Genomic DNA, 24,577 nt, shown 5'->3' on the forward strand with positions numbered 1-24,577 from the left:
CCGGCGGGATTCCCGCCGTTCGCTCAGTCGGCCGAACGGCCCAGGAACTCCTCCAGTGCCTCCACCACCAACCGGTGGTCCTGGAGCTGGGGCAGTCCGGAGACGGTCACGGCGCCGATCACGCCCACGCCCTCGACCGTGATCGGGAAGGAGCCGCCGTGGGCCGCGTACACGTCCGGGTCGAGCCGGGAGGAGTCCTCGAACGTCGTGCCCTTGGCCCGGAAGCGGGCGCCGACCAGGTAGGAGGCGGCGCCGTAGCGCTCCACCACCCGGCGCTTGCGGGCGATCCAGGCGTCGTTGTCCGGGGTGGAGCCCGGCAGCGCGGCGTGGAAGAGCTGCTGGCCGGCGCGGTGGATGTCGATGGCGACCGGCGCCTGGCGCTCCCGGGCCAGCCCGACCAGGAGGGAGCCGAGCGCCCAGGCGTCGTCGTGGGTGAACTGCCGGAAGACCAGCCGGCGTTCCTGGGCCTCCAGCTCTTCCAGGCTCGGCGTGAGTTCGGGCGTGGTCCTCGGGGTGATCTGCGGGTGCTGCATCAGAGGGTCACCGTCACCTTGTCGCGGGCGGACCTGCGGGCCGCTTCCAGTACGTCGAGCGCGGCGGCCGCCTCCAGGGCGGTCACCGGGTTGGGGCCGTCGCCGCGCAGGGCGGCGGCGACGGCGGCGTAGTAGGCGGGGTAGTCGCCGGGGAGGGTCGGTACGGGGGTGCCGCCGCCGGTCAGCGGGGACTCGCCGGAACCGACCCGGCCCCACAGGGACTCGTCCTCGGCGCCCCAGTCGGGGGTGCTGCCGGGGCGGCTGCCCTCGCGCAGGGCCGCTTCCTGGGGGTCCAGGCCGTACTTGACGTAGCCCGCGCGGGAGCCCAGCACCCGGAAGCGGGGGCCGAGCTGGGCGGTCGTCGCCGAGACGTAGAGGTGGGAGCGGACGCCGCTCGCGTGGGTGAGCGCGATGAAGGTGTCGTCGTCGGCCTCGGCGCCGGGGCGGCGGACGTCCGACTCGGCGTAGACCTCGGTGACCGGGCCGAACAGGACCAGGGCCTGGTCGACGACGTGGCTGCCGAGGTCGTACAGCAGACCTCCGATCTCTGCGGGGTCGCCGGACTCGCGCCAGCCGCCCTTGAGCTGGGGGCGCCAGCGTTCGAAGCGGGACTCGAAGCGCCAGGCGTCGCCGAGTTCGCCGTCGGCGAGGAGTCGCCGGACGGTCAGGAAGTCGTTGTCCCAGCGGCGGTTCTGGAAGACGGACAGCAGCAGGCCGCGCTCGTCGGCGAGGGCGGCCAGCTCGCGGGCCTCGGCCGCGGTGCCGGCGACCGGCTTGTCCACGACCACCGGCAGGCCCGCCTTGAGGGCTGCGGTGGCCAGCGGGACATGGGTCTTGTTCGGGGAGGCGACGACGATCAGGTCCAGGTCGTCCGCGCGGCCGAACAGCTCCTCGGCGGTGGCGGCGATCCGCACGTCCGGGAACTCGGCGCGGGCCTGCTGCTGCCGCTCCGGCTGGGAGGTGACCACGGTGTCCAGGGCGAGGCCCTCGGTGGCGGCGATCAGCGGGGCGTGGAAGACCGAGCCGGCGAGGCCGTAGCCGATCAGACCGACGCGGAGGGGGGTAGCAGTCATGCCTCCACTTTGGCAACAGTGTTGCGGAAGTGCAAGCGGTGGGGACAATGGGGGTGTGAAGCGGGTGAGGACGGCGACGACGGCGGGGCCGGTGGGCGGCGGGGCGGCGGGCGCGAATCTGGGGGCGCTGCGCAGTCACAACACCGCGTTGGTGCTGGGGCTGCTGCGGGACGCCGGGGCCGAGGGAATCAGCCGGCTGGAGCTGGCCGAGCGCACCGGGCTGACCCCGCAGGCCGTCAGCAAGATCACCGCGCGGCTGCGGGCGCAGGGGCTCGCGGCGGAGGCGGGGCGCCGGGCGTCGACCGGGGGCAAGCCGAGGACCGTACTGCGGCTGGTGCCGGAGGCGGGCCACGCGGTCGGCGTCCACCTCGACCGCGACGAACTGCGGGTGGTGCTGGTCGATCTGGACGGGTCCGTGGTGGGGGAGCGGCGCGGGGAACTGGACCTGGGCGCGGGGGCCGAGGCCGTGCTGGGGGCGGTGTGCGGGGCGGTACGGGGGGTTGCCGGGGGGCTGGGTGCGGGTGCCGGTGCCGACGCGGGCGTTGGCCCTGGTGCCGAGGCCGGCGCCGGTCGGGGCGGCGACGGTACGAGTGCCGGGGGCGGGGGGCTCGCCGGGGTGGGCTCCTTGCTGGGCGTGGGCGTCGCGCTGCCGGGTCCCTTGGACCACGCGCGGGGGGTGTTGCACCGGGTCACCGGGTTTCCCGAGTGGGACGGATTTCCGCTGCGGGACGCGCTCGCGGAGCGGCTCGGGGTGCCGGTGGTGGTGGACAAGGACACCAACGCCGCTGCGCTCGGGCTGGCGGTCGGGGGCGAGGAGGGCGCGGCGGGCCGGTCCTTCGCCTATCTGCACCTCGGCACCGGGCTCGGGGCCGGGCTGGTGATCGACGGGAGCGTGCACCGTGGGGCGCGGACCGGGGCCGGGGAGTTCGGGCACCAGGTGGTCCAGCTCGACGGGCCGCTGTGCGGGTGCGGGAACCGGGGCTGCGTGGAGGTGCTGTGCCTCGGAGCCGCGGCGCGGGGCGAGGTGGCCGAGGCGGCGCGGGTGCTGGGGGTGGCGGCTGGGAACCTGGTCGGGCTGCTGGACATCGACGTGGTGCTGCTGGGGGGCCGGACGGTCGCCGGGGCCCCCGAGACATACGTGAGCGGTGTCGGCGAGGTGCTCGGGGCCCGCGCCAGGCGGGAGGGCACGGGCGGGGACGCGGTACCGGTACGGCTCGCTCCGCGCGGCGAGCGCATCGTCGCCGAGGGCGCCGCCCAGCTGTTGCTGGCACCGCTGTTCGGACGGGGGAACGACTGACGGGGTCTGTCACTGCCGGGTGCCGGGTGCCGGTGCCGGCACGGGTGGGTGCGGGTGCCGGTGTCGGTGCTTCCTCTGCCGCCGTGACCCGCGCACCCGGCCGCTGCCGGACCCGCCACCGGCTGGGCGCGGCCCGGCAGTCCGAGCGCTCTCGGCGGCGCCGCGCCGGGAGGGCCGTCCGGGGCGGTACCGCTGCGCCGGGCGGGCGGACTTCGCCTCCGGCGCCGGAGTGGCGCGGCCGGCACCCCCGCCCCGCCCGGCATGGTCATGTGTTCATGCGACTGTGCACGTCCCTGTCCCTCTGCCTCACCGCAGCCGCCGCCGTCGTCGTGCCCGCCGCCGTCCCCGCGTCGGCGCATGCCGCGTCCGCCGGTACGACCCCCTCGTGCGTCGCCGCCGACGCGCACGCCTTCCCGCTGGCCACCCGGATCCGGGGCGGGCCCACGTCCTACGAGGCCGGCGGCGGGTACGGCACCTGGTACATCGACCTCACCAACACCACCCGTGGGACCTGTGCCGGCATCCACCCGGTCGTGGTCCTCGTCGACGACAAGCGCGCCCTGCGGCCGGGGCAGCCCCAGCTGGACTTCTACGACGGCCCCCGGGCCCGGCCGGTGACCTTCGAGAGCACCGACGAGCAGGAGCTGGTCGGGGTGCTGGACGGCGCCGGGTTCGGCGGGTTCACCGTGCCGCCCGGCCGGACCGTCAGCGTCCGGGTCCGGCTCGCGCTCACCTCCGACACCGCATCCGGCCAGGTCACCGCCAACGCGGCCGTCGTGCAGCGGCGGGGCCAGGACGGCGACTGGGTCGGGCAGTCCAACGCCTACCGCTTCGGGATCGGCGAGGAGGCGCAGGACATCCCGGACGGCTCCCTGGAGGACGCCGAGGAGGCCGCGCAGAAGAACTCCGCGGAGTCGGCGGGGGTGCGGGCGACCGCCGGCGTGCGGGAGACGACGGGCGCGCAGGCGGCCGAGGGCCTGCCGACCGCGCCGTCCGGCAGCGCGCGCGGGGACACCGAGGCCCTGTCGGCAGCCCCGTCCGGCGGCAGCGCTCCGCCCGCCCCCTCCGCCCCCTCCGCCGGCTCCTCGGCGTCCAGCGCCTCCGGTACCGACGTCCCGGGCGCCTCGTCGCCCCTCGCGCAGGACGAGGCGGCCGGGGAGCGGGCGCGCGAGCTGGCCCGCACCGGTCCGGGACTCGTCCACGGTCTGCTCACGGCGTTCGCCGCGCTGGTCGCCGTGGGCGCGACCGCGCACGTGGTGGCCCGGGGCCGCCGGTGACGCGAGCGGTGTTGCTCGCGCGGGTGGGGCCGTCCCCACCCGCGCTGGTCACCGTAGGTGGGTACCAGGTGATCGACGGGGTCGGGACCGGCCGGTCCTGACTAGGCTGGGGGCGTCGGTACGCCGTGGTTCCGGCGACCCGTTCCTCGACCGTACGTACGCCAGGAGACGCACAGCATGGCAGACCGCAAGCCCATAGAGTCATGGCTCACCGACATGGACGGCGTCCTGATCCACGAGGGCGTCCCGATACCGGGAGCCGACGCCTTCCTGAAGAAGCTGCGCGAGTCCGGCCGGCCCTTCCTGGTGCTCACCAACAACTCCATCTACACCGCCCGTGACCTGCACGCCCGGCTGCGCCGGATGGGTCTGGACGTGCCGGTGGAGAACATCTGGACGTCGGCCCTCGCCACCGCCCAGTTCCTGAACGACCAGCGGCCCGGCGGCAGCGCCTACGTCATCGGCGAGGCCGGCCTCACCACCGCGCTGCACGACATCGGCTACATCCTCACCGACCACGACCCCGACTTCGTGATCCTCGGCGAGACCCGCACCTACTCCTTCGAGGCCCTGACCAAGGCCGTCCGGCTGATCAACGACGGCGCCCGGTTCATCGCCACCAACCCCGACAACGTCGGCCCGTCCACCGAGGGCGACCTGCCCGCCACCGGCTCGGTCGCCGCCCTGATCACCGCCGCGACCGGCAAGAAGCCGTACTTCGTCGGCAAGCCCAACCCGCTGATGATGCGGGCCGGGCTGAACGCGATCGGCGCCCACTCCGAGACCTCGGCGATGATCGGCGACCGGATGGACACCGACGTGCTCGCCGGCCTGGAGGCCGGGATGCGTACGTTCCTGGTGCTCAGCGGCGTGACCCAGCCCGCCGACGTGGACCGCTACCCGTTCCGCCCGTCCGAGGTCGTCGACTCCATCGCGGACCTGGTCGACCTGGTCTGAGCCGGCCGAAACTCGGCCTCACCCGTTCGGAGCAAACCGGCGCCTCCCGAGGATGCGGGGGCGGCCGGGGCGGGGGAGCCTCCTGATATCTGGAGGTTCACGATGGGCTCACTACGCCTCACGTTCTGTACAGCAATCCCCGCGGTCGCCCTCGCCGCCGTGGCCGCGGTCGCCCCGTCGGCCCGGGCGGCGGACGGCGGCGCGGTCACCGTGGCCCCCGCGAGCCCGGCGCCGGGCGACGACGTCACCCTGCGGGTCAGCGGCTGCCCGGGCGAGCAGGGCAGCGCCGCCTCGTCCGCCTTCGTCGCCGACGCCCGGCTGACCGGCGCCCAGGGCGGCCTGAGCGGCGAGACCCGCGTCCGGTCCACCCTGGAGCCGGGCGCCTACACCGTGAAGGTCACCTGCGCCGGCACCGTGCTCACCGGCAGCGTCACGGTCGCGCGGCCGGGCAGTGCGGCCGGCCGGCCGGAAGAGCCCATCCGGCTGCCCGCCCAGTCCGCCCAGTCCCCCTCGCCGATCGCCCCGGTCCCCGCGGGCGGCGGCGGAACCGCCCACTTCGCCACGGTGGCCACCAGCGGCTCCGGCCCCGACGCCGTCCAGGCGGCGACCGGGCTGGCGCTCGCCGGGATCGCCGCGGTCGCCGTCGGGCTGCGCGCCCGCCGGAGCCGCGGCCCCCGCTGAGAGCCGCCATGTCCGACGACCACGGGCGCACCACCGGCACCGGGCGGCTCGTCACCGGCCTGGTCTGGGCGTTGCTGCTGTTCGGGCTGTGGCTGTGGGGGTGCGGCGTGACCGGCGTCCCGCGGGACGCGGACGGACCCGCCACGGGTGATGTGTTCGCCCTCGACCGTGCCGCCGACCCCGCCCGGCTGCCGCGCGCGGCGACACCCCTGGCCGACGCGGTGCCCCAGCGCGTCGACATCCCCCGGCTGGGCGTCCAGGCCCCGGTGGTGGCCCGCGGCCTGGACGCGCGGGGCGCGATCGACCCGCCGCCCTACGACCAGCCGGGCGTGGTCGGCTGGTACGGCGCCGGCCCCAGACCCGGCGCAGCCGGGGCGGCCCTGCTGGTCGGGCACGTCGACACCGAGACCCGGCCCGCCGTCTTCTACCGGCTCAGCGCCGCCCGGCCCGGCGAGCGGGTCCGGGTGTTCCGCGCGGACGGCAAGGTCGCCGAGTTCACCGTCGACGACGTCCGCGTGCTGCCCCGGGACGGCTTCGACGCCCGGCTGGCCTACGGCCCCCGCGAGCCGGGCCGCGCCGAACTCCGTCTGATCACCTGCGGCGGCACCTTCGACCGCGTCAGCCGCAGCTACACGGCGAACGTCGTGGTCTCGGCGTACCTCACCGGAACGACCGGCTGAGCGTCCGGCGGTCACCGCGGGGGCGCGGGTTCGCCGGGGCGGTTGGCTGGGCGTGCGGGGGGCGGTCTCTGTCGGGGTGCGGGTTCGCCGGGGTGGCGGGTTGGGCGTTGGTGGGGCGGTCTCCGTCGGGGCGGCTGGCTGGGCGTTCGGGTGGCGCTCTTCGCCGGGGCGCGGCCAGCGGAGACCGAGGGCTGGGCGTTCGGGTGGCGGTATTCACCCGGGCGCGGGCTCACCGAGACGGCTGGCTGAGTATTCGGGCGGCGGTCTCCGCCAGGGCGGCGGGCTGGGCGTTCGACTGGCGGTCTCCGCCGGAGCGCGGGCTCGCCGAGACGGCCGGCTGGGCGTTTGTGGGGCGGTCTCCGCTGGGGCGCGGCCAGTGGGGGTGGCCGGTTGGGCGTCCGGGGGGCGGTCTCCGCCGGGGTGCGGGCTCACCGGAACGACCGACTGAGCGTCCGCACGGCGGTCTCCGTCAGGGCGCGGCCGGCGGGGACGACCGACTCGGCGTCCGCACCGCGGTCACCGTCGGGGTGCGGCCAGTGGGGTCAGGCGGCTGCGGATGTTGCCGAAGTGGTCCCTTATGGCCCGCTCCGCCCGCAGGGAGTCGCCGGAGCGCACCGCGTCCAGGATCTCCCGGTGCTGGCGGCAGGTGACCCGGGGGTCCTGCGGCACGTCCACCAGGTCCCGCTGCACCCGGTGGAAGGCGTCCCAGAACGCCTCCAGCACCTCGCCGAGCAGCACGTTGTCGAGTCCCCGGTAGAGGGTGGCGTGAAAGGCGCGGTCGGTCTCGCCGAGTCCGGTCCCCTCGGCGGCCTCCCGTTCCATGCGCTCCACGAGCGCGTCCAACTCCACGAGGTCCGCCTCCGGCAGCCGCCCGGCCAGCCGGGAGACCAGCCCGGTCTCGACGGCCTCGCGCAGCTCCAGGAGCTGGAGCAGGGAGTCCTCGCCGCGGTAGTGGCCGGCGACGGTGCGGAAGGCCAGCCCCTCGATCATCGGCGCGAACGACATGGAGCCGACGTACGTCCCGAAGCCGTGCCGGATCTCCACGATGCCCATCGCCTGGAGCGCCTTCAGGGCCTCCCGCACGGAGTTCCGGCTCGCCCCGAGGAGCCGCATCAGCTCGGGCTCGGTGGGCAGCGGGGCGCCCGAGGGCAGCCGCTCGTCCACGATCAGCTTCTTGATCCGTTCCTGAAGGTCCCGGGCTGCCATGGCCAGAGGGTATCCGGCCATTCGGACGGAGGGGATACGGCGGGAGCGTACGGCCAAGACATGCGGTGAGGGCATGCGAAAGGCCCCCCGCTTCCGCGAGGGGCCTTCCGGTCGGTGCGCCGCCAGGGACTCGAACCCCGGACCCGCTGATTAAGAGTCAGCTGCTCTAACCAACTGAGCTAGCGGCGCCTGCTGACGGAGAAAACTCTACCCGACCTCCAGGGGTGCCTCCGACCACCGGGAGGTGGCGCGGCAGCCGCACGGGGAGCCGCGTACATCATTCGGACCGTCAAAATGCGCGTTCCGTACCCAGTTGGGAAACTGATCAACGTGCACACTCGCGGACAAACCACGCCCGAATGTGAGGCAGATCGCATGACCGCTCCGCTGTTCGAGGACATCCCCGCCGCGAGCGACTGTGACTGTCCCGGCTGCGTCCACGGACGCCGGCCGACCCCCCGTCCCCTGCTCACCCGCGGCCGTCCGGCGGCCCGCGGGGTCGTCGTCGTGGCCGCCGCGTCCGCCGCGCTCGGCACGGTCGCGCCCGCCGTCGCCCTCACCCCCGGCCACTCCCCGCACCGCCAGGCCCTGCCCGGCGACGGCGCGACCGACACCCCGCAGGGCGCCAGGTCCCCCCTGCACGGCCGGGCGGGCACGCCCGCGGAGCCGGACGCCGTCCCGACGCCCGCCACCACCCGGACCCAGATCATCAACCGGGCCAAGGTCTGGGTGGCCGCCAAGGTGCCGTACAGCATGTACGACTTCTGGTCCGACGGCTACCGGCAGGACTGCTCGGGCTATGTCTCCATGGCCTGGGGGCTGCCGAACAACGAGTGGACCGGCAGCCTCGGCGAGTTCGGCGTCAAGATCAAGAAGGAGGAGCTGCAACCCGGCGACATCCTGCTTTACCACAACCCCGACAACCCCGAGAAGGGCTCCCACGTCGTGATCTTCGGCGGCTGGACGGACCACACGCACACCTCTTACACGGTCTACGAGCAGACGCCCCCGCGCACCCGCAGCCAGACCACCCCCTACCCGTACTGGAGCAACACCGACAAGTACGTCCCCTACCGCTACAAGGGGGTGACCAAGACCGGGGCCGCCGCCGGTCCGGCGCCCGGCGGGAAGGCGGTGGTGGCCTACCCGGGCGCGGCCTATTTCGGCCCCGGCGCCGACAACAAGTACGTCACCCTGCTCGGCCAGATGCTGATCGCCCGGGGCGGGGCCGCCTACTACACCAAGGCGCCGGGGCCGGTCTGGGGCACGGAGGACCGGCGGGCCACCCAGGCGTTCCAGCGGGCCCAGGGCTGGACCGGCGCGGACGCCGACGGGATCCCCGGCCGGCGCACCTGGGAGCTGCTGAGCACGGGCCGGGGCAAGGACATCGCGTCCCCGGCCGCCGGACCCGCCTCGCACGGGGTGCCCGGCTACCCGGGCCGCGCCTACTTCCGGCCGGGCCAGAGCAACGACCACATCACCCGGCTCGGCGCCCAGTTGGTGAAGAAAGGGTTCGGCCGGTTCTACGCCCTCGGTCCGGGGCCGCACTGGGGCGAGGCGGACCGGCGCGCCGTCGAGGCGTTCCAGCGCGCCCAGGGCTGGCGGGGCGGCGCGGCGGACGGCTACCCGGGGCCGGAGACGTGGCGCCGCCTGTTCGCCTGACCGGCCCGGCACCCCACCCCCACCCCCCTGTTCATGACGCGTCTGGCGCGGAGGCTGGAGCACGCATGAGTACGACCACATCCCACACGCCGCCCGAGTCCGAGGGGCACTCGGAGGGCGCGACCGCCGGTCCCGGCACCCGGCCGGTCCGCCTGATCCAGAACGAGGCCACCACCGAGATCCCCGTCCACCTGCTCTTCCGGGACGATCCCGACCCGGTGAAGGTGCCGCTCCGGCCGGCCGTGGTGGCCCGCCGGCAGGGCACCGGGGAGCAGCCCCGCCTCCGCCGCCCGGCACCGGTGCGCAGACGGCCGCTGCCGGAGGTCGACCCGGAGCTGGCGGAACGCCCGGCGCGGGTGCTGCCCGGGGCGGCCGGGGTGTTCGCCGGGGTCTGCGGGGTCACCGGCTGCCTGGCCACCACCTGGTGGGCGGGGCTGCTCCCGCCGCTCGCCGCAAGGGGGCTGGGCCTGCCGCCGGACCCGGGCGGCGGTCTTGGCCCCGCGCAGTGGGCCGCGTACGCCGGGGCCGGGCTGCTCGGGGCGTTCGGCTTCGGCGGGCTGGCCCGGGGACGGACCGGACGGGCCTGGGTGCTGGGGCTGTTCGGGCGGTACCGGGGGACGGTCCGGCGCACCGGGCTGCTGTGGGTGAACCCGCTGGTGCCGCGCCGCCGGGTGGATGTGCGGCTGCGGCACTGGCGCAGCGAGGCGATGCCGGCCGCGGACCCCGACGGGCTGGCGCTGCGGGTGGTGGTGCTGGTGGTGTGGCGGGTGCGGGACACCGCGCGGGCCCTGCTCGCCATCGACGACCACGAGACGTACCTGCGGGAGTGCGTGGAGTCCGCGCTGGCCCGGGTGCCGGTGGAGCCAGCGGGCGGGACGCGGGGCGGGGCGACGGCGGCCGGGGCCGCGCTGACCCGGCTGGTGGCGGCGGAGGCAGCGCCGGTCGGCGTGGAGGTGTTCTCGGTGCGGCCGGTCCGGGTGGAGTACGCCCCCGAGGTGGCCGGGGCGATGCACCGGCGCCGGATCGCCGCGCTGGACGCCCGGCAGCGGGCCAGCATGCTCAGCTCGGTGGTGGACTCGGTGGAGGACACGGTGACCCGGCTGACCATGCGCGGTCTGGTCGAACTGGACGACTACGAGCGCAAGGTGCTGGTCCGTGACCTGACGGTGGCGTTCTGCTCGGGACGTGGTGAGCCGGTGTAGGGCGGGCGCGGTGAGCCGGTGCGGAGCGGGTGCGCGGCCGGTCTGCGATTGGTATGGACATGTTCAACTCGCGGCAATAATCTGAGGCTTGGTCTAGACCTAATCTGCACGGCTCACCGAACTCCCCACGTCCTCCAGGAGCGGCAGCATGCGCACCAAGACCAAGTTGTCCGCGGTCGTGCTGGGCGCGGTGACCGCCGGAGCGTTCGCGCTCTCCACCGGCGGCGCCAGCGGGCACGGCTACACCGACCTCCCCATCAGCAGGCAGAAGCTCTGCCAGAACGGCACCGTGGCGAACTGCGGCCAGATCCAGTGGGAGCCGCAGAGCGTCGAGGGCCCCAAGGGCTTCCCGGCCGGCGGCCCCGCCGACGGTCAGCTCTGCAACGCGGGCCTGAGCCAGTTCGCCCAGCTCAGCGCACCCAAGACGCCGTCCGGCGCGGCCTGGCCCACCACCAAGGTGACGGGCGGCCAGTCGTACACGTTCCGCTGGCAGTTCACCGCCATGCACGCCACGACGGACTTCAAGTACTACATCACCAAGCCGGGCTGGAACCAGAACCACAACCTCTCCCGCTCGGACCTCAACCTCACCCCGTTCCTGACGGTGCCCTACAACGGCCAGCGCCCGCCGGCCACCCTCAGCCACAGCGGCACCCTGCCGACCGGCCTGAGCGGACACCACGTCATCCTCGCGGTGTGGACGATCGCCGACACGGGCAACGCGTTCTACGCCTGCTCCGACGTCACCTTCTGACCCCCACGGGGTAAGGCCCGCGTGCGCCGGCGCCGGCGCACGCGGGTCCGGGGCCGTACACGGGTCCCCGTCGCGCACGAGCGGATCGCATTGTCCCGATTCTGATACTGAGCTTCCCTTGAGGCGGTCCGCGCCCCGCGCCGGGTACGTTCCTCGCACGCCGACCGAGCGGGGCGGCGTACCTGACCACGGGGGATCTCATGGAGCTCTTGTTCTACGCCGTGCCCGGCCTCATGATCGCGGGGTTCGCCTTCGCCGCGTATCTGCTCGTCCGCCGTGCCCGGCGGCTTCGCAGGACGTGGACGCACGGGCTGACCGCCGAGGCGCGCTGCCTGCGGATGTTCACCACGACCAGCGGGGGCGGCGGGGACACCTCCGTGCACACGACCGTGCACCACGTCTACGAGTTCACCACCCGCGAGGGCCGCACCGTCCGCTTCGAGGAGGAGGACGGCCCCGCGACCGTCCTGGAGGGCGACTTCGTGACCGTGCGCTATCTCCCGGAGCTTCCCCAGCGGGCCACCGCGCTGCCGCCGGCACCCGGCAGGCTCGCCGTCGGCACCGGCTTCGGGCTGGTCCTCCTCGGCGTCGCCGGCTCCTTCTGCATCGGCTTCATCGTCCTGGCCCACATCATCTTCGCCGAGTCGGACGGCCTGCTGCCGTAGCCCCATGTTCCACGGCAACGCGGTGATCGCGGACCGGGCGCCCGCGCTGGCCGCCGGCGCAGGGGAGGGGCGTACTGGACGGGTGACCTCTTCTGCCGGGACGCCGCCGGCCACCTGTACTGCGCCGGGAGGGCTTCACGTGCCCGGAGCCGGTGTGGTGGCCCCCACCGCGCGCGGCGAAGCCGCGCAATGACAGAAATGGCGAGCCAGGTCCGCGCTGTGTGCGGACCTGGCTCGCCATCTTCATCTGTGCGCCGCCAGGGACTCGAACCCCGGACCCGCTGATTAAGAGTCAGCTGCTCTAACCAACTGAGCTAGCGGCGCATGACTCCCGCCTGCCTCGGATTTTCGTCTCCGCGGCTGGCGACAAAGAAAATACTACCTGGTCCCGGGGGGTGCTCGTGACCACCCGTGTGCTCCTCAGATCGTCAGCGACAGGACCACCGGAGCCGCGCTCCGGTTCAGCGTCTCCGCCGCCCGCTTCAGCCGGTGCGCGTGCTCCAGCGGGAGCGAGACGGCCAGGCAGCCGACCGTGGAGCCCGCGGTGAGCGGTACTGCCGCGCAGACCGTGCCGACCGCGTACTCCTGGAGATCGAGCACCGGCACCGTCGGCGGCTGCGACTCCAGCCGGGACAGCAGCAGCTTGTCGCTCGTGATGGTGCGCGAGGTGAGGCGGGCCATCTTGTGCCGGGAGAGGTGATCGCGGCGGGCGTTGTGGTCGAGCTGGGTCAGCAGACTCTTGCCGACGGCGGTGGCGTGGGCGGAGTAGCGGAAGTCCACCCACTCGTTGACCGCCGGGGCGGCCGGACCGGCGGCGTACTGGGTGACCCGGACCTCGCCGTCCAGGTACCGGCTGAGGTAGACGGCCGCGCCGACCGAGTCGCGCAGCCGGTCCAGGGTGAGCTGGAGCTTCTCGCGCAGGGTCCGCTCCCGGTCGTGCGCCGAGGTGATCCGGCGCAGGGTGTCGCCGGTGACGTACGCCCCGTCGGCGATCTGCTCGACGTAGCCCTCGCGGCGCAGCATGCGCAGCAGGGCGGTGAGCCGCTCGGTGCCGAGGCCGGTGCGGCGGGCCAGCTCGGTGTCGGTGGCGCCGGCGGGGTGCCGGGCCACGGTCTCCAGCACGCGCAGCGCGTCCTGGGCGGAGTGGTACGGGGCGGTCGGCTCGATCCTCATGTCGTTCCCCCTCGGCCACGACCCGGGTCGGCGGATCGTGTCCACGATAGCCGTCAAAGCGGCACGGGGGAGAGGGGGTTGCGAGATTGCGCCCCGCTTGTCCGTGCCGCCAACCGGGACGACAACCCGCTGGCATATGCCACAGTCATTCCCCAGTGAGCGGGCCTCGGCTCTTCCCCCGCGCCCCCGCGCGCACAGGGCCGCGCCTCACAACACCGCGCTGACGAATTCCCGGGTGCGCTCCCGCTCCGGGTCGCCGAAGATCTTCTCCGGCGGCCCCGCCTCGATGACCCGGCCCGCGTCGAACATCAGGACCTGGTCGGAGATGTCCCGGGCGAAACCCATCTCGTGCGTCACGCACAGCATCGTGATGTCCGTGCTGCGCGCGATGTCCCGGAGCAGGTCGAGCACACCCGCGACCAGCTCCGGGTCGAGCGCGGAGGTCACCTCGTCCAGCAGCAGCACCTGGGGCCGCATCGCCAGCGCCCGGGCGATCGCCACCCGCTGCTGCTGCCCGCCCGACAGCCGGGTCGGCTTCGCGTCGCACTTGTCGGCCAGGCCCACCAGGTCCAGCAGCTCCCGGGCCCGCGCCTCGGCCTCGTCCTTGGACAGGCCGAGCACCCGGACCGGCGCCTCGGTCAGGTTCCGCAGCACCGACATGTTCGGGAACAGGTTGAACTGCTGGAACACCATCCCGATCTTCTTGCGGACCTCCCGGACCTGCTTCTCCGGCGCCGGGAACAGCCGCTGCCCGTCCACGGTGATCGTGCCCTCGTCCGGCTTGGCGAGGGTCATCAGCAGTCTGAGGATCGTGGTCTTGCCGGAGCCGGACGGGCCGATCAGGGTGACGTGCCGGCCCGCGTCCACGGACAGGTCCAGGCCGTCGAGGACGGTGTTGTCCCCGAACCGCTTGGTCACGCCCTCCAGGCGGATCAGCTCGGTCGGCAGGGTGCCGGTCACGGCCGGCTGCTTGCGGGTCTCAACGGACAAGGCGTCGCTCCAGGGTGCGCAGACAAAGGGAGGCCAGGTAGGAGACGACGATGAAGGCGATCCCGATCACCGTCAGGGGCTCGGTGAACTGGAAGTGCTGCTGGGAGACGAGCCGTGCCCGGCCCAGCATCTCCAGCACGCCGATGGTCATCAGCATCGGCGTGTCCTTCAGCATCGCGATGACGTAGTTGCCGAGCGGCGGCACCACCCGGCGGACGGCCTGCGGCAGGATCACCGCCGCCCAGGTGCGCCGCACCGGCAGGCTGAGCGCCGTCGCGGCCTCCCACTGACCCGTCGGCACCGCCTCGATGCCGGCCCGGTAGACCTGCATCGTGTACGTCGAGTAGTGCAGCCCGAGCCCGAGGACCCCGGTGGTCAGCGGGGACAGGGTCACGCCCGTCTCGGGCAGCACATAGAACAGGAAGAACAGCTGCACCAGCAGCGGGGTGTCCCGGACGAACTCCGTGAAGACCCCCACCGGCCAGCGCACCCACCGGGTCGGCGTCCGCAGCAGCAGCGTCCACACCAGGCCCAGCGCGAACGAGATCAGCGACCCCAGGGCCAGCGCCTCCAGGGTGACGACCAGGCCCTTCCAGAAGTACGGCAGGAAGTCGGCGACCGCTCCCCAGTCCCAGGTCATCGGGCCACCTCCGCCTTCAGCCGGCGCTCAAGACCCCGCATCCCGCGGGTGAGCAGGAACGCGATCACGAAGTAGATCAGCAGCAGGTACGCGTAGATCTGGCCGCTCTGCTGGAGGGCCAGGCGGACCAGGTTGCCGCTGAAGGCCAGGTCGCCCATGCCCGTGATGGACACCAGCGCGGTGCCCTTGAGCAGCTCGACCAACAGGTTGGAGAAGGACGGGATCATCTCCGGCACCGCCTGCGGCAGCAGGATCAGCCGCAGCCGCTGCCAGGGCGAGAAGCCGAGCGCGATCCCGCCCTCCCGCTGGGCCGGGTCCACCGCCACGAGGGCGCCGCGCACGATCTCCGCGCCGTACGCGCCGTAGGTCAGGCCCAGTGCGAGCGTGCCGGCCCACATCGGCACCAGCTGCCAGCCGAACGCGACCGGCAGCACGAAGAACACCCAGAAGATCATCACCAGCGCCGACGTGCCGCGGAACACCTCGGTGTAGAGCGCCGCGACGAAGCGGACGAGCCGCGACCGGTGGGTGCGCGCGGCACCGGCGACGAAGGCCACCACGGCGGCGAGCAGCGCGCTGTACACCAGCAACTGCACCGTGGTGCCGGCGCCCCGGAGGACGAGTTCCCAGAGTCCCGCAGTCATCAGCCGCACAACTCCTTCGCGGTCAGGGTCGTCATCTCGGCCTTGGTGAAGCCGAAGGGCCGCACGATCCGGTACAGCTCACCGCTGCGGCGCAGCTTGTGCAGTTCGGCGTTGAAGGCGTCGCGCAGCCGGGTCTCCGTCGGCCGGAACGCGAACGCGCCGCCGTCCACCTTCGGTTTTCCGTCGACGAGCGCGACGAACGGCTCGGTCGACTCGGCCTTGGCGGAGTCGCGGGCGACGAGCCGGGCGGTGACGGCCGTGGCCGCGAACAGGTCGACCCGCCCCGACTCCACCGCGTTCAGCCCGGCGACCTGGTCCGGGACGATGACGAGGTCGTTCTCCTTGTAGCCCGCCTCCACCGCGTGCTGGATCTGCGCGTACCCGGTGCCGGTGGCCACCTTGGCGTGCTTGCGCAGCGCGTCCGCGTAGGTGCGCAGGCCCAGCGGGTTGCCCTTGGGGACGATGAAGGCGTCCGGCATCTGGTAGTCGGGGTCCGCGAAGATCACCTGCTCGCAGCGGTCCGGGGTGACGTACATGCCCGCGGCCACCACGTCGAACTGCTGCGACTTCAGTCCGGGGATCAGCGAGCCGAACTCCGTCGGCACCGGCTGCACCCGGCCCACGCCGAGCCGCTCGAAGACGGCCTTCGCCAGCTCCGGCGCCTCCCCGGTCAGCTCGCCGTTCCGGTCGATGTACCCGAACGGGACCTCCCCGGCGATCCCGAGCCGTACGACACCCTGCGCGCGCAGCCGCTCCAGCAGATCGCCGCCGTTCTTCCCGGACGCCGACGCCACGCGGGTGCAGCCCGCCGCGCCCAGCGCACCCAGCGCGGCGAGACCCGCGAGCACCGAGCGCCGGGTACGTCTGTGTTCCGGCCGGATGGTGTGTACGTCGTTGCCAAGTGGTGGAGCCATGGCGGCGCGGCTACCCAACCGAAATCGGGCTATGCACCCTGGTTTTGCTTGGCCGACGGCACGCCTTCCGACCGGCCGCGCGCCCCTGACCTGCGGGGCTCGCACGTCACGTACGCGCGCGACGAGACCTGCGCCCGCTTCCCGCCCTTCGCCTCCACGGAACCCACACCGGAGAACCCGACGCTCACCCCGATCCCCGGCGACCTCGGTCACTTCTCCTCGGCCACCACCCGCCAACGAGCCCGGCGCGGGCGGCAGCGCCTACCGGTCAGCTCGGTGAACCCCGCGCACCCGTGACAGGCCGTCAGTGACCGGGCACGTAACCACGTGTCTTGTCGACCACGTTCGGCAGGGGTCTGCCCGCCGCCCACCGCTCGTACAACTCCACGAACTGCGCGCCCAGTTCGTCCCGCCAGCCGACCGTGTCGCCGCTCATGTGCGGGGACACGATCAGCCCCGGCAGCTCCCACAGCGGGCTGTCCCCGGGCAGCGGTTCGGCGGCGAACACGTCCAGGGCCGCGCCCGCGATCCAGCGCCGGGCCAGCGCCCGGGCGAGGGCCTCCTCGTCGACCAGGGCGCCCCGGCCGACGTTCACGAAGAACGCCGAGGGCTGCATCACACCGAACCGGTGCGCGTCGAACATGCGGTACGTCTGCTCGGTCAGCGGAGCCGCCGCGATCACCCAGTCCGCGCGGGAGATCAGCCGGTCCAGGTCGTCCGGGCCGTGCACGCCGGTCCGCGCCACCCGCCCGACCAGCGCGGTCGTCACCCCCAGCGCCTTCAGCGTCCGGACGATCGCCCGGCCGATCGGACCGGAGCCGACCACGCACGCGCGCGTGCCCGCCACCCGCCGGGTCTCCCGGTGCCGCCAGACCCGCTCCCGCTGGTGCTCCAGGGTGCGCGGCAGGTCCTTGGCGGCGGCCAGCACCAGGGCCGCCACGTACTCGGCGACCGGCTGGTCGAAGATCCCGCGCGCGTTCGTCACGACCGTGTCCGACGCGGCCAGCTCCGGGCACATCAGATGGTCCACGCCCGCGCTCGCGGTGTGCACCCAGCGCGGCCGGGGCCCCTCGCCGGGCCACGCCTGCCGCACCGCGTGCGAGGTGAAGTCCCACACCAGCAGCACATCGGCGCCGGGCAGCCGCTCGGCCAGGTGCGCCGCGTCCGTGTGCACGATCCGGGCGCGGCCGGTGAGGCGGCCGAGCCGAGGCGGCGGATCGGCGTCGAGGACCACAACGGTGGGGACGGTCGGCGTCATGCGGGCGGCTCCCGGCGTCTGACGTGCGCGGATCGTGCGGTGACTGTGCGCGGACCGACCACGCTCGCACCCGGTCCCCCCTTCGTCAACACGGGCGCGGACACGGTCCGTTGCCCCCTCGTCTCCCACGGTGAGGCCGGTGCGGATGCCGGCGGTCCCGGCCGGCCGGATCACGGGTGGGCTGCGGCGCGCCGATTGGGTACCCGGGACGCGGGACCCTGCCGGGCGCCGCCGGACGCGGCTGCCCGCGCGTGGCCCGTACCGCCCGACGAGACGCAGGAAGGCTGGACATGACCGCACTCGGATTCCTCTACCCGGGCCACTCCGCCGAGGACGACTATCCACGCATCGAGCAGCTCCTGGGCAGCGACATCCGGGTGGAACTGGTCCACACCGACATCGGCGAGGACGCGCACCGGGTGGACGCGCTGCGCGAGATGGGCTCCGCCGACCGGCTCGCCCAGGGCATGGAGGGGCTGCGGCTGGCCGGCGCCGAGACGGTGGTGTGGGCGTGCACCAGCGGCAGCTTCGTGCACGGCTGGGAGGGCGCCCAGGAGCAGGTGCGCAACCTGGCCCGGGTGGCCGGGATGCCGGCCTCGTCGACGTCGTTCGCCTTCGTGCACGCGGCCCGGGAGATCGGCGTACGACGGGTCGCCGTCGGCTCGACCTACCCCGAGGAGGTCACCGCGCTGTTCGCGGAGTTCCTGCGGGCCGGCGGCCTGGAGGTGACCGGCGCGCGGTCCTCGGGGATCGTCACGGCGGCGGAGGTCGGCACCTGGGGGGAGGAAGACGTGCTGACGCTGGCACGCGCGGCGGACGCCGCCGACGCGCAGGCCGTCCTGCTGCCGGACACGGCCCTGCACACGGCCGCGCACCTCTCCCTGCTGGAGAAGGCCCTGTCCAAGCCGGTGCTCACCGCCAACCAGGTCACGGTCTGGGAGGGCCTGAGGCTCGCGGACCGCCGGGTGAACGCGCCGACCCTGGGGACCTTGTTCACCCGGCAGCCGTTGGTGCAGGTGTAGCCCCGGCTCCTCCTGCGGACCCGGCCCGCCCGGACGGCCGCGGGGGCCTCTTGCGCCGGCGCGGGACAATGGACGGTGGCCCACCTGAAGGCGGCGCCCACCGAACCGTACGAGGAGGAGACAAGACATGGCGGAGCCCACGCCGCGTCGTAACGAACCGCGGCTACGCCCCGCGCCCCTGCTCTTCGAGCCCGCGGAGGCGGTCGCCGACCCCGAGCACTTCTTCGCCCTGGAGTCGATCGACGACCCGCGGGCGCTGCTGGCCCGGGCGACGGAGCTGACCCAGGCGTTCCGCGCGGCGGCCGACCGGGCCGTGGAGTTCCAGGCCATCGCCGCCGCCCAGCTCGCCGACCCGCGCCGGTTCGACCGGCTGACCCCGGCGGACATCGCCGAGCGGGCGGAGTGGACGGAGGACTACGCGAAGAAGATGGTCGAGTTCGGGCGGGACCTGATGCGCGGAGAGGGCGAGGGGCGGACCACCGCCGACCCGCTGTAGCACCCGCACGGCATATGCCAGGGGGGCAAGATACTCCTCCCCGACCGCCGCTGTCCCGGCTTTCGGCAACCCAGGGGAACGGCCCGCTCACGCGCTGTACACCTGGGTGCCATGACCAGCGCCCCGAACGTCACCCGTGTCAGCGCCGACGGCGTCGCCTGGCTCGCCTCGGCGGGACCGCACCCCCGGAGCACCCTCGCGTTGTGGGAGGAGCGCCCGGACGCCCCGGTCGTCCTGCCCTGCGGCACCGTCTTCGACGTGGTGAGCGCCCCTGCGGTCTTCGGCCGCCGCATGCTGGACCGGCTCTGGGACGAGGGCGCGGGCTCCGGGCCGGTCGCGGTGCTCCGGGGGCGGACGCTGCTGTTCGCCGCCCCGGGGACGGCCCAGCGGCTGCCCTCGCTGCTGGACTGGGAGGAGTGGGGGTCCCAGCGGGCCCGCGCGGTACCGCCGCTGCTGTGCCACAGCATCGGCGACGCGATCACCGTACCGCCCCTGACCTGCGACGACGCCAGTGGATCCGCCCGCTGGCTGGTCGCCCCGGACACCCGGCACCCCTGGCTGCCGGGGCCCGAGGTGCTGCTCTGGGCGGCGGTGCGGGCGGCCAGGCCGGCCGTGCGGATATCGATTTTTCCTCCCGCCGACCAGGATGCTAAGGTCTACGACGTCAGCAGGCGCCGCTAGCTCAGTTGGTTAGAGCAGCTGACTCTTAATCAGCGGGTCCGGGGTTCGAGTCCCTGGCGGCGCACGTGAAGGAAACGGCGGGTCCGGTTCGAAAGAATCCGGCCCGCCGTTTTCGTATACGAACCGGCGGCCACGCGCCGCCCCTCCCCGTTCGGCGGCACGGTCAGTCACTGATTCCCGGCGTGATCTTCACCGTCCACGCCCCGGACGCCGTCCGCCCCTCCGCCTCCACCTTCACGCCCTCCCCGGGGACCGTGAAGCTCTCCCCGAGGGAGAGCGGCGCGTCGGCGAGGGGGGCGTAGACCGAGTTCTCCCAGCAGGCCTCGGTGCGCGGATGGGCGTCCACCACCTGGATCGGGCCGTCGCCGGACTCGGCGGCGGCGCGCACCCGGTAGATCAGGATGCCCTGCCGGCAGGCCGCCCGGTCGTTGCCGGCCGCGTCGCGCGCCTCGACGGCGAGGGCGGTCTCCGGGCCGGTGCGCACCACGGCCAGCTTGACGCCGTGGCCGAGGCCGAAGCCGGGGGTGTCGCCCGTCCCCGGTGCCGGCACGCCGGGCCCGGCCGCGAGGGGCTCCAGGGTGAGGCGGGTCGGCGCGGCGCCGCGCACGCACACCACCTGGCGCGGATCCAGCCAGCCGAGCCGCCACTTGTGCCAGCCGAACAGGTCCGGGGCGAGCCCGAACTGGCTGCCCATCAGGTCCCAGTCGCCCACGTAGGTGTCCCAGTCGCCCTTGCCGTCGACCGGGCGGTGGTAGAGGTCGGGCAGGTCGAAGAGGTGGCCGGTCTCGTGGGCGAGGACCAGCCGGTCCGGCGGATGGTGCTCGAACACGGTGACGACCCGCCGGATGCCGGTGCCGTCGACGCGCAGGGGGGTCTCCAGGTTGACGACCTTCGTGGCGTCCGAGTCGACGCCGGGCGCGTCCGGGTCGGCGACGAAGTACACGATCGGGTAGCGCGAGAAGTCGACCTCCTTGTCGGCCACGGCGAACGCATCACGCAGATAGGCGGCCCGGTCCTCCGGGTCCCAGTCCCGCCGCATGGCGTACGAGGTCGACGGGCGCGGCATGCGCAGCCAGCGTTTCAGCGGGTGCGGGCGCAGGGCGAACCTGCCGTAGGACGCCAGTTCGTAGAAGCGGCTGGTGGCCGGGAAGTGGTCGGCGGCCAGTTCGGCGGGGGTCGTGCGCGGGGTGGCGTCCGGGAACCGGAGGAAGATCATCACGGCGTCCAGCGTGCCGATCGGGCGGGTGTAGGCGGGGTTCCAGCTGTCGACGCCCTCCGAGTGGTGGGCGTCGGTGCGGTGCAGGGCGCAGGGCGCCGGCGAGAAGGGCTCGGCGACCGACGGGCCGCCGAGGATCGAGGTCGCGGCGAGCGCCGACATCGTGGTGACCACGGCGGCGGTGCTGCGCAGCTTGGGCACGGACATGACCTCCGGATGCGGTTCGGGACCCGCACCCAGATTGCTGGCAATCGATGGGTTATGCCCTGTTTACCTGCACCAGAAGAGTGAGCGCGCCCCCATTGCGCCCCGGCGCGCCCCGGCGCTCGACATCCCCGAAACACTCACGGAACGTCACAACTGGTCGGGGGCCTGAAGAACCCGTCCAGGTGCGGGCAGAAACGATCTGTCAGAACCTGTGCTCTGTCCGGGACACTGGACAGCGGCTGGAAGGGCCCGGAGCCAGCCTCTATGATCGGCACACTTTCCGGCACGGACAGGCACGGACACAGATCGAGTGCACTGCGGGAGCGAGCGGTGAGCGGAACGTCCGAAGGGCCGACGCCCGCGGCAGACCTCGACCGGTCAGCCGTCACAGACAGTCACTACACCACCTACCACCGTGTCTTCGCGACCGCCCCGCTCGCCATGGCGGTCGTGGCCCCGGAGGGACTCGTCGTCGCGGCCAACGCCGCCCTCGGTGAGCTGCTCGGCGCCGCCCCCGGCACCCTCGTCGGGCGGGTCGCCGCCGACTTGGTGGACCTGGCCGCGGACGCCCGCAGCCGGCACGCCTACCGCGAGGTGCTGCGCGGCCGGCAGGCCCGCCTGCGCTGCACCCGCCGGCTGAAGCACCCCGAGGGGCACTCGCTGTGGGTGCAGGTCACCGTCGCCCCGCTGACCGGCGAACCCGGCGTCCTGCTGTCGGTCGCCGACATCAGCTCCCGGCGCGAACTCCAGGCGCGGCTGCGGCACTTGCAGATGCACGACCCGGTGACCCGGCTGCCCAACCGCACACTGTTCTTCGAGCGCCTGACGGCCGCGCTGGAGGCGGGGTCGTACGAGGAGAGCGGCACCGGCCGGATCGGCCTGTGCTACCTGGACGTCGACGGCTTCAAGGCGGTCAACGACACCCTCGGCCACCGCGTCGGAGACCGGCTCCTCGCGGCCGTCGCCGAACGCCTGACCCGGGTCGCCGACGAGACGGGGTACGCCCGCGCCGCCACCCCCCTCGTGGCCCGGCTCGGCGGCGACGAGTTCGCGCTGCTGGTGGAGGACTCCACCGGCACCGAACAACTCGCCGACCTGGCCGAGTCCGCGCTGAAGGCACTGGAGGAACCCTTCGACCTGGCCGGTCAGCGGCTGTCGTTGACCGCGTCCATCGGTGTCGTCGAGCGGCACGCGGCCGGTACGACGGCCACCGGGCTGATGCAGGCGGCCGACACGACCCTGTACTGGGCCAAGGCCGACGGCAAGGGCCGCTGGACCCTGTTCGACCCCGAGCGCAACGCCCACCGCATGACCCGCCAGGCGCTGTCCTCCACCCTGCGGCCCGCCATCGAACGCGAGGAATTCGCCCTCGAATACCAGCCGTTGGTGGCCATGGAGGACGGCCGGCTCAACGGCGTCGAGGCCCTGATCCGCTGGCACCACCCGCAGTTCGGCACCCTGACGCCGAATCGGTTCATCGGACTGGCCGAGGAGGACGGCTCGATCGTGCAGCTCGGCCGCTGGGCGCTGCACACCGCCTGTCGGCAGGCCCGCCGCTGGCAGCTGGACCACCCCGGCGAACCGCCCATCTTCGTCAGCGTGAACGTCGCCGTACGGCAGGTGTGGGACTCGGACCTGGTGGCCGACGTGGCGGAGATCCTCGCCGAGACCGGACTCGCGCCACAGCTGCTCCAACTGGAGCTGACCGAGTCGGCGGTGATGGGCTCGGCCGGACGCCCGCTCCAGGCCCTCCAGGCCCTCAGCGACATGGGCGTGCGCATCGCCATCGACGACTTCGGCACCGGCTACTCGAACCTCGCCTACCTCAGCCGGCTGCCGGTCTCCACGCTGAAGCTGGACGGCTCCTTCGTACGGGGCTTCCAGTACGACGGCGACAAGAAGGCGATCGCCCCGAACCCGGCCGACGAGGTCATCGTGGAGGCGATGATCCAGCTCGCCCACCGGCTCGGTCTGACGGTCACCGCGGAGTGCGTGGAGACCTCCGCCCAGGCCACCCGGCTGCGCCGGATCGGCTGCGACACCGGACAGGGCTGGCTGTACTCCCGTCCGGTGCCGCCGGATCGTATCTCCGAGCTGCTCGGGGCGCAGGCCTACGCGGTCGGCAATCCGTAGGCGTCCGCGATCAGCTCGTAGGAGCGCAGGCGGAGTTCACCGCGGTGCGCGTGCGAGGTGATCATGAGCTCGTCGGCGCCGGTGCGCTTGCGCAGGTCGTCCAGTCCGGCGCGGACCTCGTCGGCCGTGCCGTGCACGATGTTGGCCGTCCAGGAGGCGACGAACTCCTCCTCCATCGGGCTGAACTCGTGCCGCTCGGCCTCCTCCGGGTCGGGGAACAGTCCGGGGCGGCCGGTGCGCAGCCGGACCATGTTCAGCGCCATCGCCCGGCTCTGCCTGCGGGCCTCCCGCTCGTCGTCCGTGGCGAGGGCGGAGACGCCGATCAGGGCGTACGGCTCGGAGAGGACGGCGGAGGGCCGGAAGGACTCCCGGTACAGGTCGAGCGCCGGGATGGTGTTCTGCGCGGAGAAGTGGTGCGCGAAGGCGAACGGCAGGCCGAGCAGGCCGGCCAGGCGGGCGCTGAAGCCGGAGGAGCCGAGCAGCCAGACGGGCGGCCGGTGCGGCGACTGGACCCCGCCGGGGGTGCTGCCCTGGACCGGTCCCGGGATCGCGTGGATGCGGCGGTACGGGTGGCCGTCCGGGAAGTCGTCGTCCAGGAACCGGGTCAGCTCCGCGAGCTGCTGCGGGAAGTCGTCGGCGCCCTCGTTGAGGGTGTCGGTACGGCGCAGGGCCGCGGCCGTGGCCCCGTCGGTGCCCGGCGCCCGGCCGAGGCCCAGGTCGACCCGGCCCGGGGCCAGCGCCTCCAGCGTGCCGAACTGCTCGGCGATCACCAGCGGGGCGTGGTTGGGCAGCATGACGCCGCCCGAGCCGAGCCGGATGCGGTCGGTGTGGGCGGCCAGGTGGGCGAGGATCACGGCGGGGGAGGAGGAGGCCACACCGGGCATGGAGTGGTGTTCGGCGACCCAGTACCGGTGGAAGCCGCGGGACTCGGTGAACCGGGCGAGCGCGACGCTGGTGCGCAGGGCGTCGGTGGCCGTACTGCCCGCGCCGACGGTCACCAGGTCCAGTACGGAGAGGGGGGCGGGGGCGGTGCCGAGCGTGGTGCCCCGGATCTCGTCTGCCTCGTCTGCCGACACGGTGTGCGCCTCCTGATGCGAGCGTGAGCTGTCCTTCAGCGCCTAACAGGAGAGAGTCCCCGCTTATTCCCTCCGGGCGGCATCGCCGGGGAGGTGCCGGGGCGTCGCTCAGGGGTGCCAGGTCACGCGGTGTTCTGTGA

At 73.6% G+C, this 24,577-nt stretch carries 25 protein-coding genes and 3 tRNA genes; 15 read left to right on the plus strand and 13 right to left on the minus strand.

Annotation, left to right across the window (positions count from 1 at the left end):
* Positions 1-23: 23 nt before the first annotated feature.
* Both AQJ11_RS00750 and AQJ11_RS00755 read right to left on the minus strand, forming a co-directional pair.
* A complete protein-coding gene (locus AQJ11_RS00750) occupies positions 24-533 on the minus strand; it encodes a heme-degrading domain-containing protein (RefSeq protein ID WP_014672943.1) in 510 nt (169 codons plus the stop codon).
* Positions 533-1,606, minus strand: coding sequence for a Gfo/Idh/MocA family protein (locus AQJ11_RS00755; protein ID WP_059261476.1), 1,074 nt, complete (start codon positions 1,604-1,606; stop codon positions 533-535). The genes AQJ11_RS00750 and AQJ11_RS00755 overlap by 1 nt, the downstream gene beginning before the upstream one ends.
* Here AQJ11_RS00755 and AQJ11_RS00760 point away from each other — a divergent pair.
* The 5 genes from AQJ11_RS00760 (at position 1,605) to AQJ11_RS00780 (ending at position 6,498) form a co-directional block, all read left to right on the plus strand.
* Positions 1,605-2,903 (plus strand): ROK family transcriptional regulator, encoded by a 1,299-nt coding sequence (locus AQJ11_RS00760; RefSeq protein WP_398779989.1) that lies wholly within the window; start codon positions 1,605-1,607, stop codon positions 2,901-2,903. The genes AQJ11_RS00755 and AQJ11_RS00760 overlap by 2 nt on opposite strands.
* 275 nt (positions 2,904-3,178) lie before the next feature.
* On the plus strand, positions 3,179-4,180 hold the full coding sequence (locus AQJ11_RS52340) for a hypothetical protein (protein ID WP_341846269.1): 1,002 nt from the start codon (positions 3,179-3,181) through the stop codon (positions 4,178-4,180).
* A 177-nt stretch (positions 4,181-4,357) separates the two neighbouring features.
* Entirely contained in the window at positions 4,358-5,137 is a 780-nt protein-coding gene (locus AQJ11_RS00770) for an HAD-IIA family hydrolase (RefSeq protein WP_014672939.1), read from the plus strand.
* 102 nt (positions 5,138-5,239) lie between these two features.
* Positions 5,240-5,818 (plus strand): hypothetical protein, encoded by a 579-nt coding sequence (locus tag AQJ11_RS00775; RefSeq protein WP_208616414.1) that lies wholly within the window; start codon positions 5,240-5,242, stop codon positions 5,816-5,818.
* An 8-nt stretch (positions 5,819-5,826) separates the two neighbouring features.
* The gene (locus AQJ11_RS00780) at positions 5,827-6,498 is read left to right on the plus strand and encodes a class F sortase (RefSeq protein WP_058080672.1); all 672 of its coding nucleotides are present in this window, start codon (positions 5,827-5,829) and stop codon (positions 6,496-6,498) included.
* 516 nt (positions 6,499-7,014) lie between these two features.
* Here AQJ11_RS00780 and AQJ11_RS00785 read toward each other — a convergent pair.
* Positions 7,015-7,704 carry a FadR/GntR family transcriptional regulator gene (locus AQJ11_RS00785; RefSeq protein ID WP_014672936.1) on the minus strand — a complete coding sequence of 230 codons (690 nt, stop codon included), beginning with the start codon at positions 7,702-7,704 and terminating at the stop codon, positions 7,015-7,017.
* Positions 7,705-7,819: 115 nt separating this feature from the next.
* Positions 7,820-7,893 (minus strand) — tRNA-Lys (locus AQJ11_RS00790).
* Positions 7,894-8,079: 186 nt separating this feature from the next.
* Here AQJ11_RS00790 and AQJ11_RS00795 point away from each other — a divergent pair.
* The 4 genes from AQJ11_RS00795 to AQJ11_RS00810 all read left to right on the plus strand — a co-directional run bounded on the left by AQJ11_RS00795 (position 8,080) and on the right by AQJ11_RS00810 (position 11,987).
* Positions 8,080-9,366, plus strand: a complete 1,287-nt coding sequence (locus AQJ11_RS00795) for a peptidoglycan-binding protein (protein ID WP_059261479.1) — start codon at positions 8,080-8,082, stop codon at positions 9,364-9,366.
* Between the two features lie 65 nt (positions 9,367-9,431).
* Positions 9,432-10,568: an SPFH domain-containing protein gene (locus AQJ11_RS00800; RefSeq protein WP_059261480.1), complete on the plus strand. Its 1,137-nt coding sequence runs from the start codon at positions 9,432-9,434 to the stop codon at positions 10,566-10,568.
* 148 nt (positions 10,569-10,716) lie between these two features.
* On the plus strand, positions 10,717-11,322 hold the full coding sequence (locus AQJ11_RS00805; RefSeq protein WP_014672932.1) for a lytic polysaccharide monooxygenase auxiliary activity family 9 protein: 606 nt from the start codon (positions 10,717-10,719) through the stop codon (positions 11,320-11,322).
* A 200-nt stretch (positions 11,323-11,522) separates the two neighbouring features.
* A complete protein-coding gene (locus tag AQJ11_RS00810; RefSeq protein ID WP_059261481.1) occupies positions 11,523-11,987 on the plus strand; it encodes a DUF3592 domain-containing protein in 465 nt (154 codons plus the stop codon).
* Between the two features lie 250 nt (positions 11,988-12,237).
* Here AQJ11_RS00810 and AQJ11_RS00815 read toward each other — a convergent pair.
* The 6 genes from AQJ11_RS00815 to ehuB all read right to left on the minus strand — a co-directional run bounded on the left by AQJ11_RS00815 (position 12,238) and on the right by ehuB (position 16,348).
* A tRNA-Lys gene (locus tag AQJ11_RS00815) sits at positions 12,238-12,311 on the minus strand.
* 96 nt (positions 12,312-12,407) lie between these two features.
* Entirely contained in the window at positions 12,408-13,160 is a 753-nt protein-coding gene (locus tag AQJ11_RS00820) for an IclR family transcriptional regulator (protein WP_059261482.1), read from the minus strand.
* Positions 13,161-13,367: 207 nt separating this feature from the next.
* The gene (gene ehuA / locus AQJ11_RS00825; RefSeq protein WP_014672928.1) at positions 13,368-14,150 is read right to left on the minus strand and encodes an ectoine/hydroxyectoine ABC transporter ATP-binding protein EhuA; all 783 of its coding nucleotides are present in this window, start codon (positions 14,148-14,150) and stop codon (positions 13,368-13,370) included.
* A complete protein-coding gene (gene ehuD, locus AQJ11_RS00830) occupies positions 14,140-14,790 on the minus strand; it encodes an ectoine/hydroxyectoine ABC transporter permease subunit EhuD (RefSeq protein WP_059261483.1) in 651 nt (216 codons plus the stop codon). The genes ehuA and ehuD overlap by 11 nt, the downstream gene beginning before the upstream one ends.
* On the minus strand, positions 14,787-15,434 hold the full coding sequence (gene ehuC, locus AQJ11_RS00835; protein ID WP_059261883.1) for an ectoine/hydroxyectoine ABC transporter permease subunit EhuC: 648 nt from the start codon (positions 15,432-15,434) through the stop codon (positions 14,787-14,789). The genes ehuD and ehuC overlap by 4 nt, the downstream gene beginning before the upstream one ends.
* Complete coding sequence (gene ehuB, locus AQJ11_RS00840; protein WP_208616415.1) at positions 15,434-16,348, minus strand: ectoine/hydroxyectoine ABC transporter substrate-binding protein EhuB; 915 nt, start codon at positions 16,346-16,348, stop codon at positions 15,434-15,436. Before ehuB ends, ehuC begins: the two co-directional genes overlap by 1 nt.
* A gap of 48 nt (positions 16,349-16,396) precedes the next feature.
* On the opposite strand from ehuB, the gene AQJ11_RS49655 reads away from it, so the two are divergent.
* On the plus strand, positions 16,397-16,645 hold the full coding sequence (locus AQJ11_RS49655) for a DUF3830 family protein (protein WP_059261485.1): 249 nt from the start codon (positions 16,397-16,399) through the stop codon (positions 16,643-16,645).
* 7 nt (positions 16,646-16,652) lie between these two features.
* Here AQJ11_RS49655 and AQJ11_RS00850 read toward each other — a convergent pair whose 3' ends face one another.
* The gene (locus AQJ11_RS00850) at positions 16,653-17,606 is read right to left on the minus strand and encodes a D-2-hydroxyacid dehydrogenase (protein ID WP_059261486.1); all 954 of its coding nucleotides are present in this window, start codon (positions 17,604-17,606) and stop codon (positions 16,653-16,655) included.
* A gap of 290 nt (positions 17,607-17,896) precedes the next feature.
* Here AQJ11_RS00850 and AQJ11_RS00855 point away from each other — a divergent pair, with 290 nt between their 5' ends.
* The 4 genes from AQJ11_RS00855 to AQJ11_RS00870 all read left to right on the plus strand — a co-directional run bounded on the left by AQJ11_RS00855 (position 17,897) and on the right by AQJ11_RS00870 (position 19,869).
* Entirely contained in the window at positions 17,897-18,628 is a 732-nt protein-coding gene (locus tag AQJ11_RS00855) for a maleate cis-trans isomerase family protein (protein ID WP_059261487.1), read from the plus strand.
* Between the two features lie 127 nt (positions 18,629-18,755).
* Positions 18,756-19,124: a hypothetical protein gene (locus AQJ11_RS00860; protein WP_014672922.1), complete on the plus strand. Its 369-nt coding sequence runs from the start codon at positions 18,756-18,758 to the stop codon at positions 19,122-19,124.
* 111 nt (positions 19,125-19,235) lie between these two features.
* Entirely contained in the window at positions 19,236-19,805 is a 570-nt protein-coding gene (locus AQJ11_RS00865) for a bifunctional DNA primase/polymerase (RefSeq protein ID WP_059261488.1), read from the plus strand.
* A tRNA-Lys gene (locus AQJ11_RS00870) sits at positions 19,796-19,869 on the plus strand. Before AQJ11_RS00865 ends, AQJ11_RS00870 begins: the two co-directional genes overlap by 10 nt.
* A gap of 99 nt (positions 19,870-19,968) precedes the next feature.
* On the opposite strand, the gene AQJ11_RS00875 is transcribed toward AQJ11_RS00870, so the two are convergent.
* Positions 19,969-21,228, minus strand: a complete 1,260-nt coding sequence (locus tag AQJ11_RS00875) for a M6 family metalloprotease domain-containing protein (protein ID WP_059261489.1) — start codon at positions 21,226-21,228, stop codon at positions 19,969-19,971.
* A 330-nt stretch (positions 21,229-21,558) separates the two neighbouring features.
* Here AQJ11_RS00875 and AQJ11_RS00880 point away from each other — a divergent pair, with 330 nt between their 5' ends.
* The gene (locus AQJ11_RS00880) at positions 21,559-23,361 is read left to right on the plus strand and encodes a putative bifunctional diguanylate cyclase/phosphodiesterase (protein WP_059261490.1); all 1,803 of its coding nucleotides are present in this window, start codon (positions 21,559-21,561) and stop codon (positions 23,359-23,361) included.
* Here the strand turns inward: AQJ11_RS00880 and AQJ11_RS00885 are convergent.
* A complete protein-coding gene (locus AQJ11_RS00885; protein ID WP_059261491.1) occupies positions 23,340-24,437 on the minus strand; it encodes an LLM class flavin-dependent oxidoreductase in 1,098 nt (365 codons plus the stop codon). The two genes, AQJ11_RS00880 and AQJ11_RS00885, sit on opposite strands and share 22 nt — an antisense overlap.
* Positions 24,438-24,577 lie beyond the last annotated feature (140 nt).

This window comes from Streptomyces corchorusii (assembly GCF_001514055.1).
GTDB classification, from domain to species: domain Bacteria; phylum Actinomycetota; class Actinomycetes; order Streptomycetales; family Streptomycetaceae; genus Streptomyces; species Streptomyces olivaceoviridis.

What these genes read in the sequence shown, in the direction of transcription:
- AQJ11_RS00805 (WP_014672932.1), top strand. Translation starts at nt 10,717, where the DNA reads ATGCGCACCAAGACCAAGTTGTCCGCGGTCGTGCTGGGCGCGGTGACC.
- AQJ11_RS00810 (WP_059261481.1), top strand. Translation starts at nt 11,523, where the DNA reads ATGGAGCTCTTGTTCTACGCCGTGCCCGGCCTCATGATCGCGGGGTTC.
- AQJ11_RS00770 (WP_014672939.1), top strand. Translation starts at nt 4,358, where the DNA reads ATGGCAGACCGCAAGCCCATAGAGTCATGGCTCACCGACATGGACGGC.
- AQJ11_RS00855 (WP_059261487.1), top strand. Translation starts at nt 17,897, where the DNA reads ATGACCGCACTCGGATTCCTCTACCCGGGCCACTCCGCCGAGGACGAC.
- AQJ11_RS00750 (WP_014672943.1), bottom strand. Translation starts at nt 533, where the DNA reads ATGCAGCACCCGCAGATCACCCCGAGGACCACGCCCGAACTCACGCCG.
- AQJ11_RS00760 (WP_398779989.1), top strand. Translation starts at nt 1,605, where the DNA reads ATGCCTCCACTTTGGCAACAGTGTTGCGGAAGTGCAAGCGGTGGGGAC.
- AQJ11_RS00755 (WP_059261476.1), bottom strand. Translation starts at nt 1,606, where the DNA reads ATGACTGCTACCCCCCTCCGCGTCGGTCTGATCGGCTACGGCCTCGCC.
- AQJ11_RS52340 (WP_341846269.1), top strand. Translation starts at nt 3,179, where the DNA reads ATGCGACTGTGCACGTCCCTGTCCCTCTGCCTCACCGCAGCCGCCGCC.
- AQJ11_RS00820 (WP_059261482.1), bottom strand. Translation starts at nt 13,160, where the DNA reads ATGAGGATCGAGCCGACCGCCCCGTACCACTCCGCCCAGGACGCGCTG.
- AQJ11_RS00860 (WP_014672922.1), top strand. Translation starts at nt 18,756, where the DNA reads ATGGCGGAGCCCACGCCGCGTCGTAACGAACCGCGGCTACGCCCCGCG.
- AQJ11_RS00780 (WP_058080672.1), top strand. Translation starts at nt 5,827, where the DNA reads ATGTCCGACGACCACGGGCGCACCACCGGCACCGGGCGGCTCGTCACC.
- AQJ11_RS00850 (WP_059261486.1), bottom strand. Translation starts at nt 17,606, where the DNA reads ATGACGCCGACCGTCCCCACCGTTGTGGTCCTCGACGCCGATCCGCCG.
- AQJ11_RS00865 (WP_059261488.1), top strand. Translation starts at nt 19,236, where the DNA reads ATGACCAGCGCCCCGAACGTCACCCGTGTCAGCGCCGACGGCGTCGCC.
- ehuB (WP_208616415.1), bottom strand. Translation starts at nt 16,348, where the DNA reads ATGGCTCCACCACTTGGCAACGACGTACACACCATCCGGCCGGAACAC.
- ehuD (WP_059261483.1), bottom strand. Translation starts at nt 14,790, where the DNA reads ATGACCTGGGACTGGGGAGCGGTCGCCGACTTCCTGCCGTACTTCTGG.
- ehuC (WP_059261883.1), bottom strand. Translation starts at nt 15,434, where the DNA reads ATGACTGCGGGACTCTGGGAACTCGTCCTCCGGGGCGCCGGCACCACG.
- AQJ11_RS00795 (WP_059261479.1), top strand. Translation starts at nt 8,080, where the DNA reads ATGACCGCTCCGCTGTTCGAGGACATCCCCGCCGCGAGCGACTGTGAC.
- AQJ11_RS00875 (WP_059261489.1), bottom strand. Translation starts at nt 21,228, where the DNA reads ATGTCCGTGCCCAAGCTGCGCAGCACCGCCGCCGTGGTCACCACGATG.
- AQJ11_RS00785 (WP_014672936.1), bottom strand. Translation starts at nt 7,704, where the DNA reads ATGGCAGCCCGGGACCTTCAGGAACGGATCAAGAAGCTGATCGTGGAC.
- AQJ11_RS00775 (WP_208616414.1), top strand. Translation starts at nt 5,240, where the DNA reads ATGGGCTCACTACGCCTCACGTTCTGTACAGCAATCCCCGCGGTCGCC.
- AQJ11_RS00800 (WP_059261480.1), top strand. Translation starts at nt 9,432, where the DNA reads ATGAGTACGACCACATCCCACACGCCGCCCGAGTCCGAGGGGCACTCG.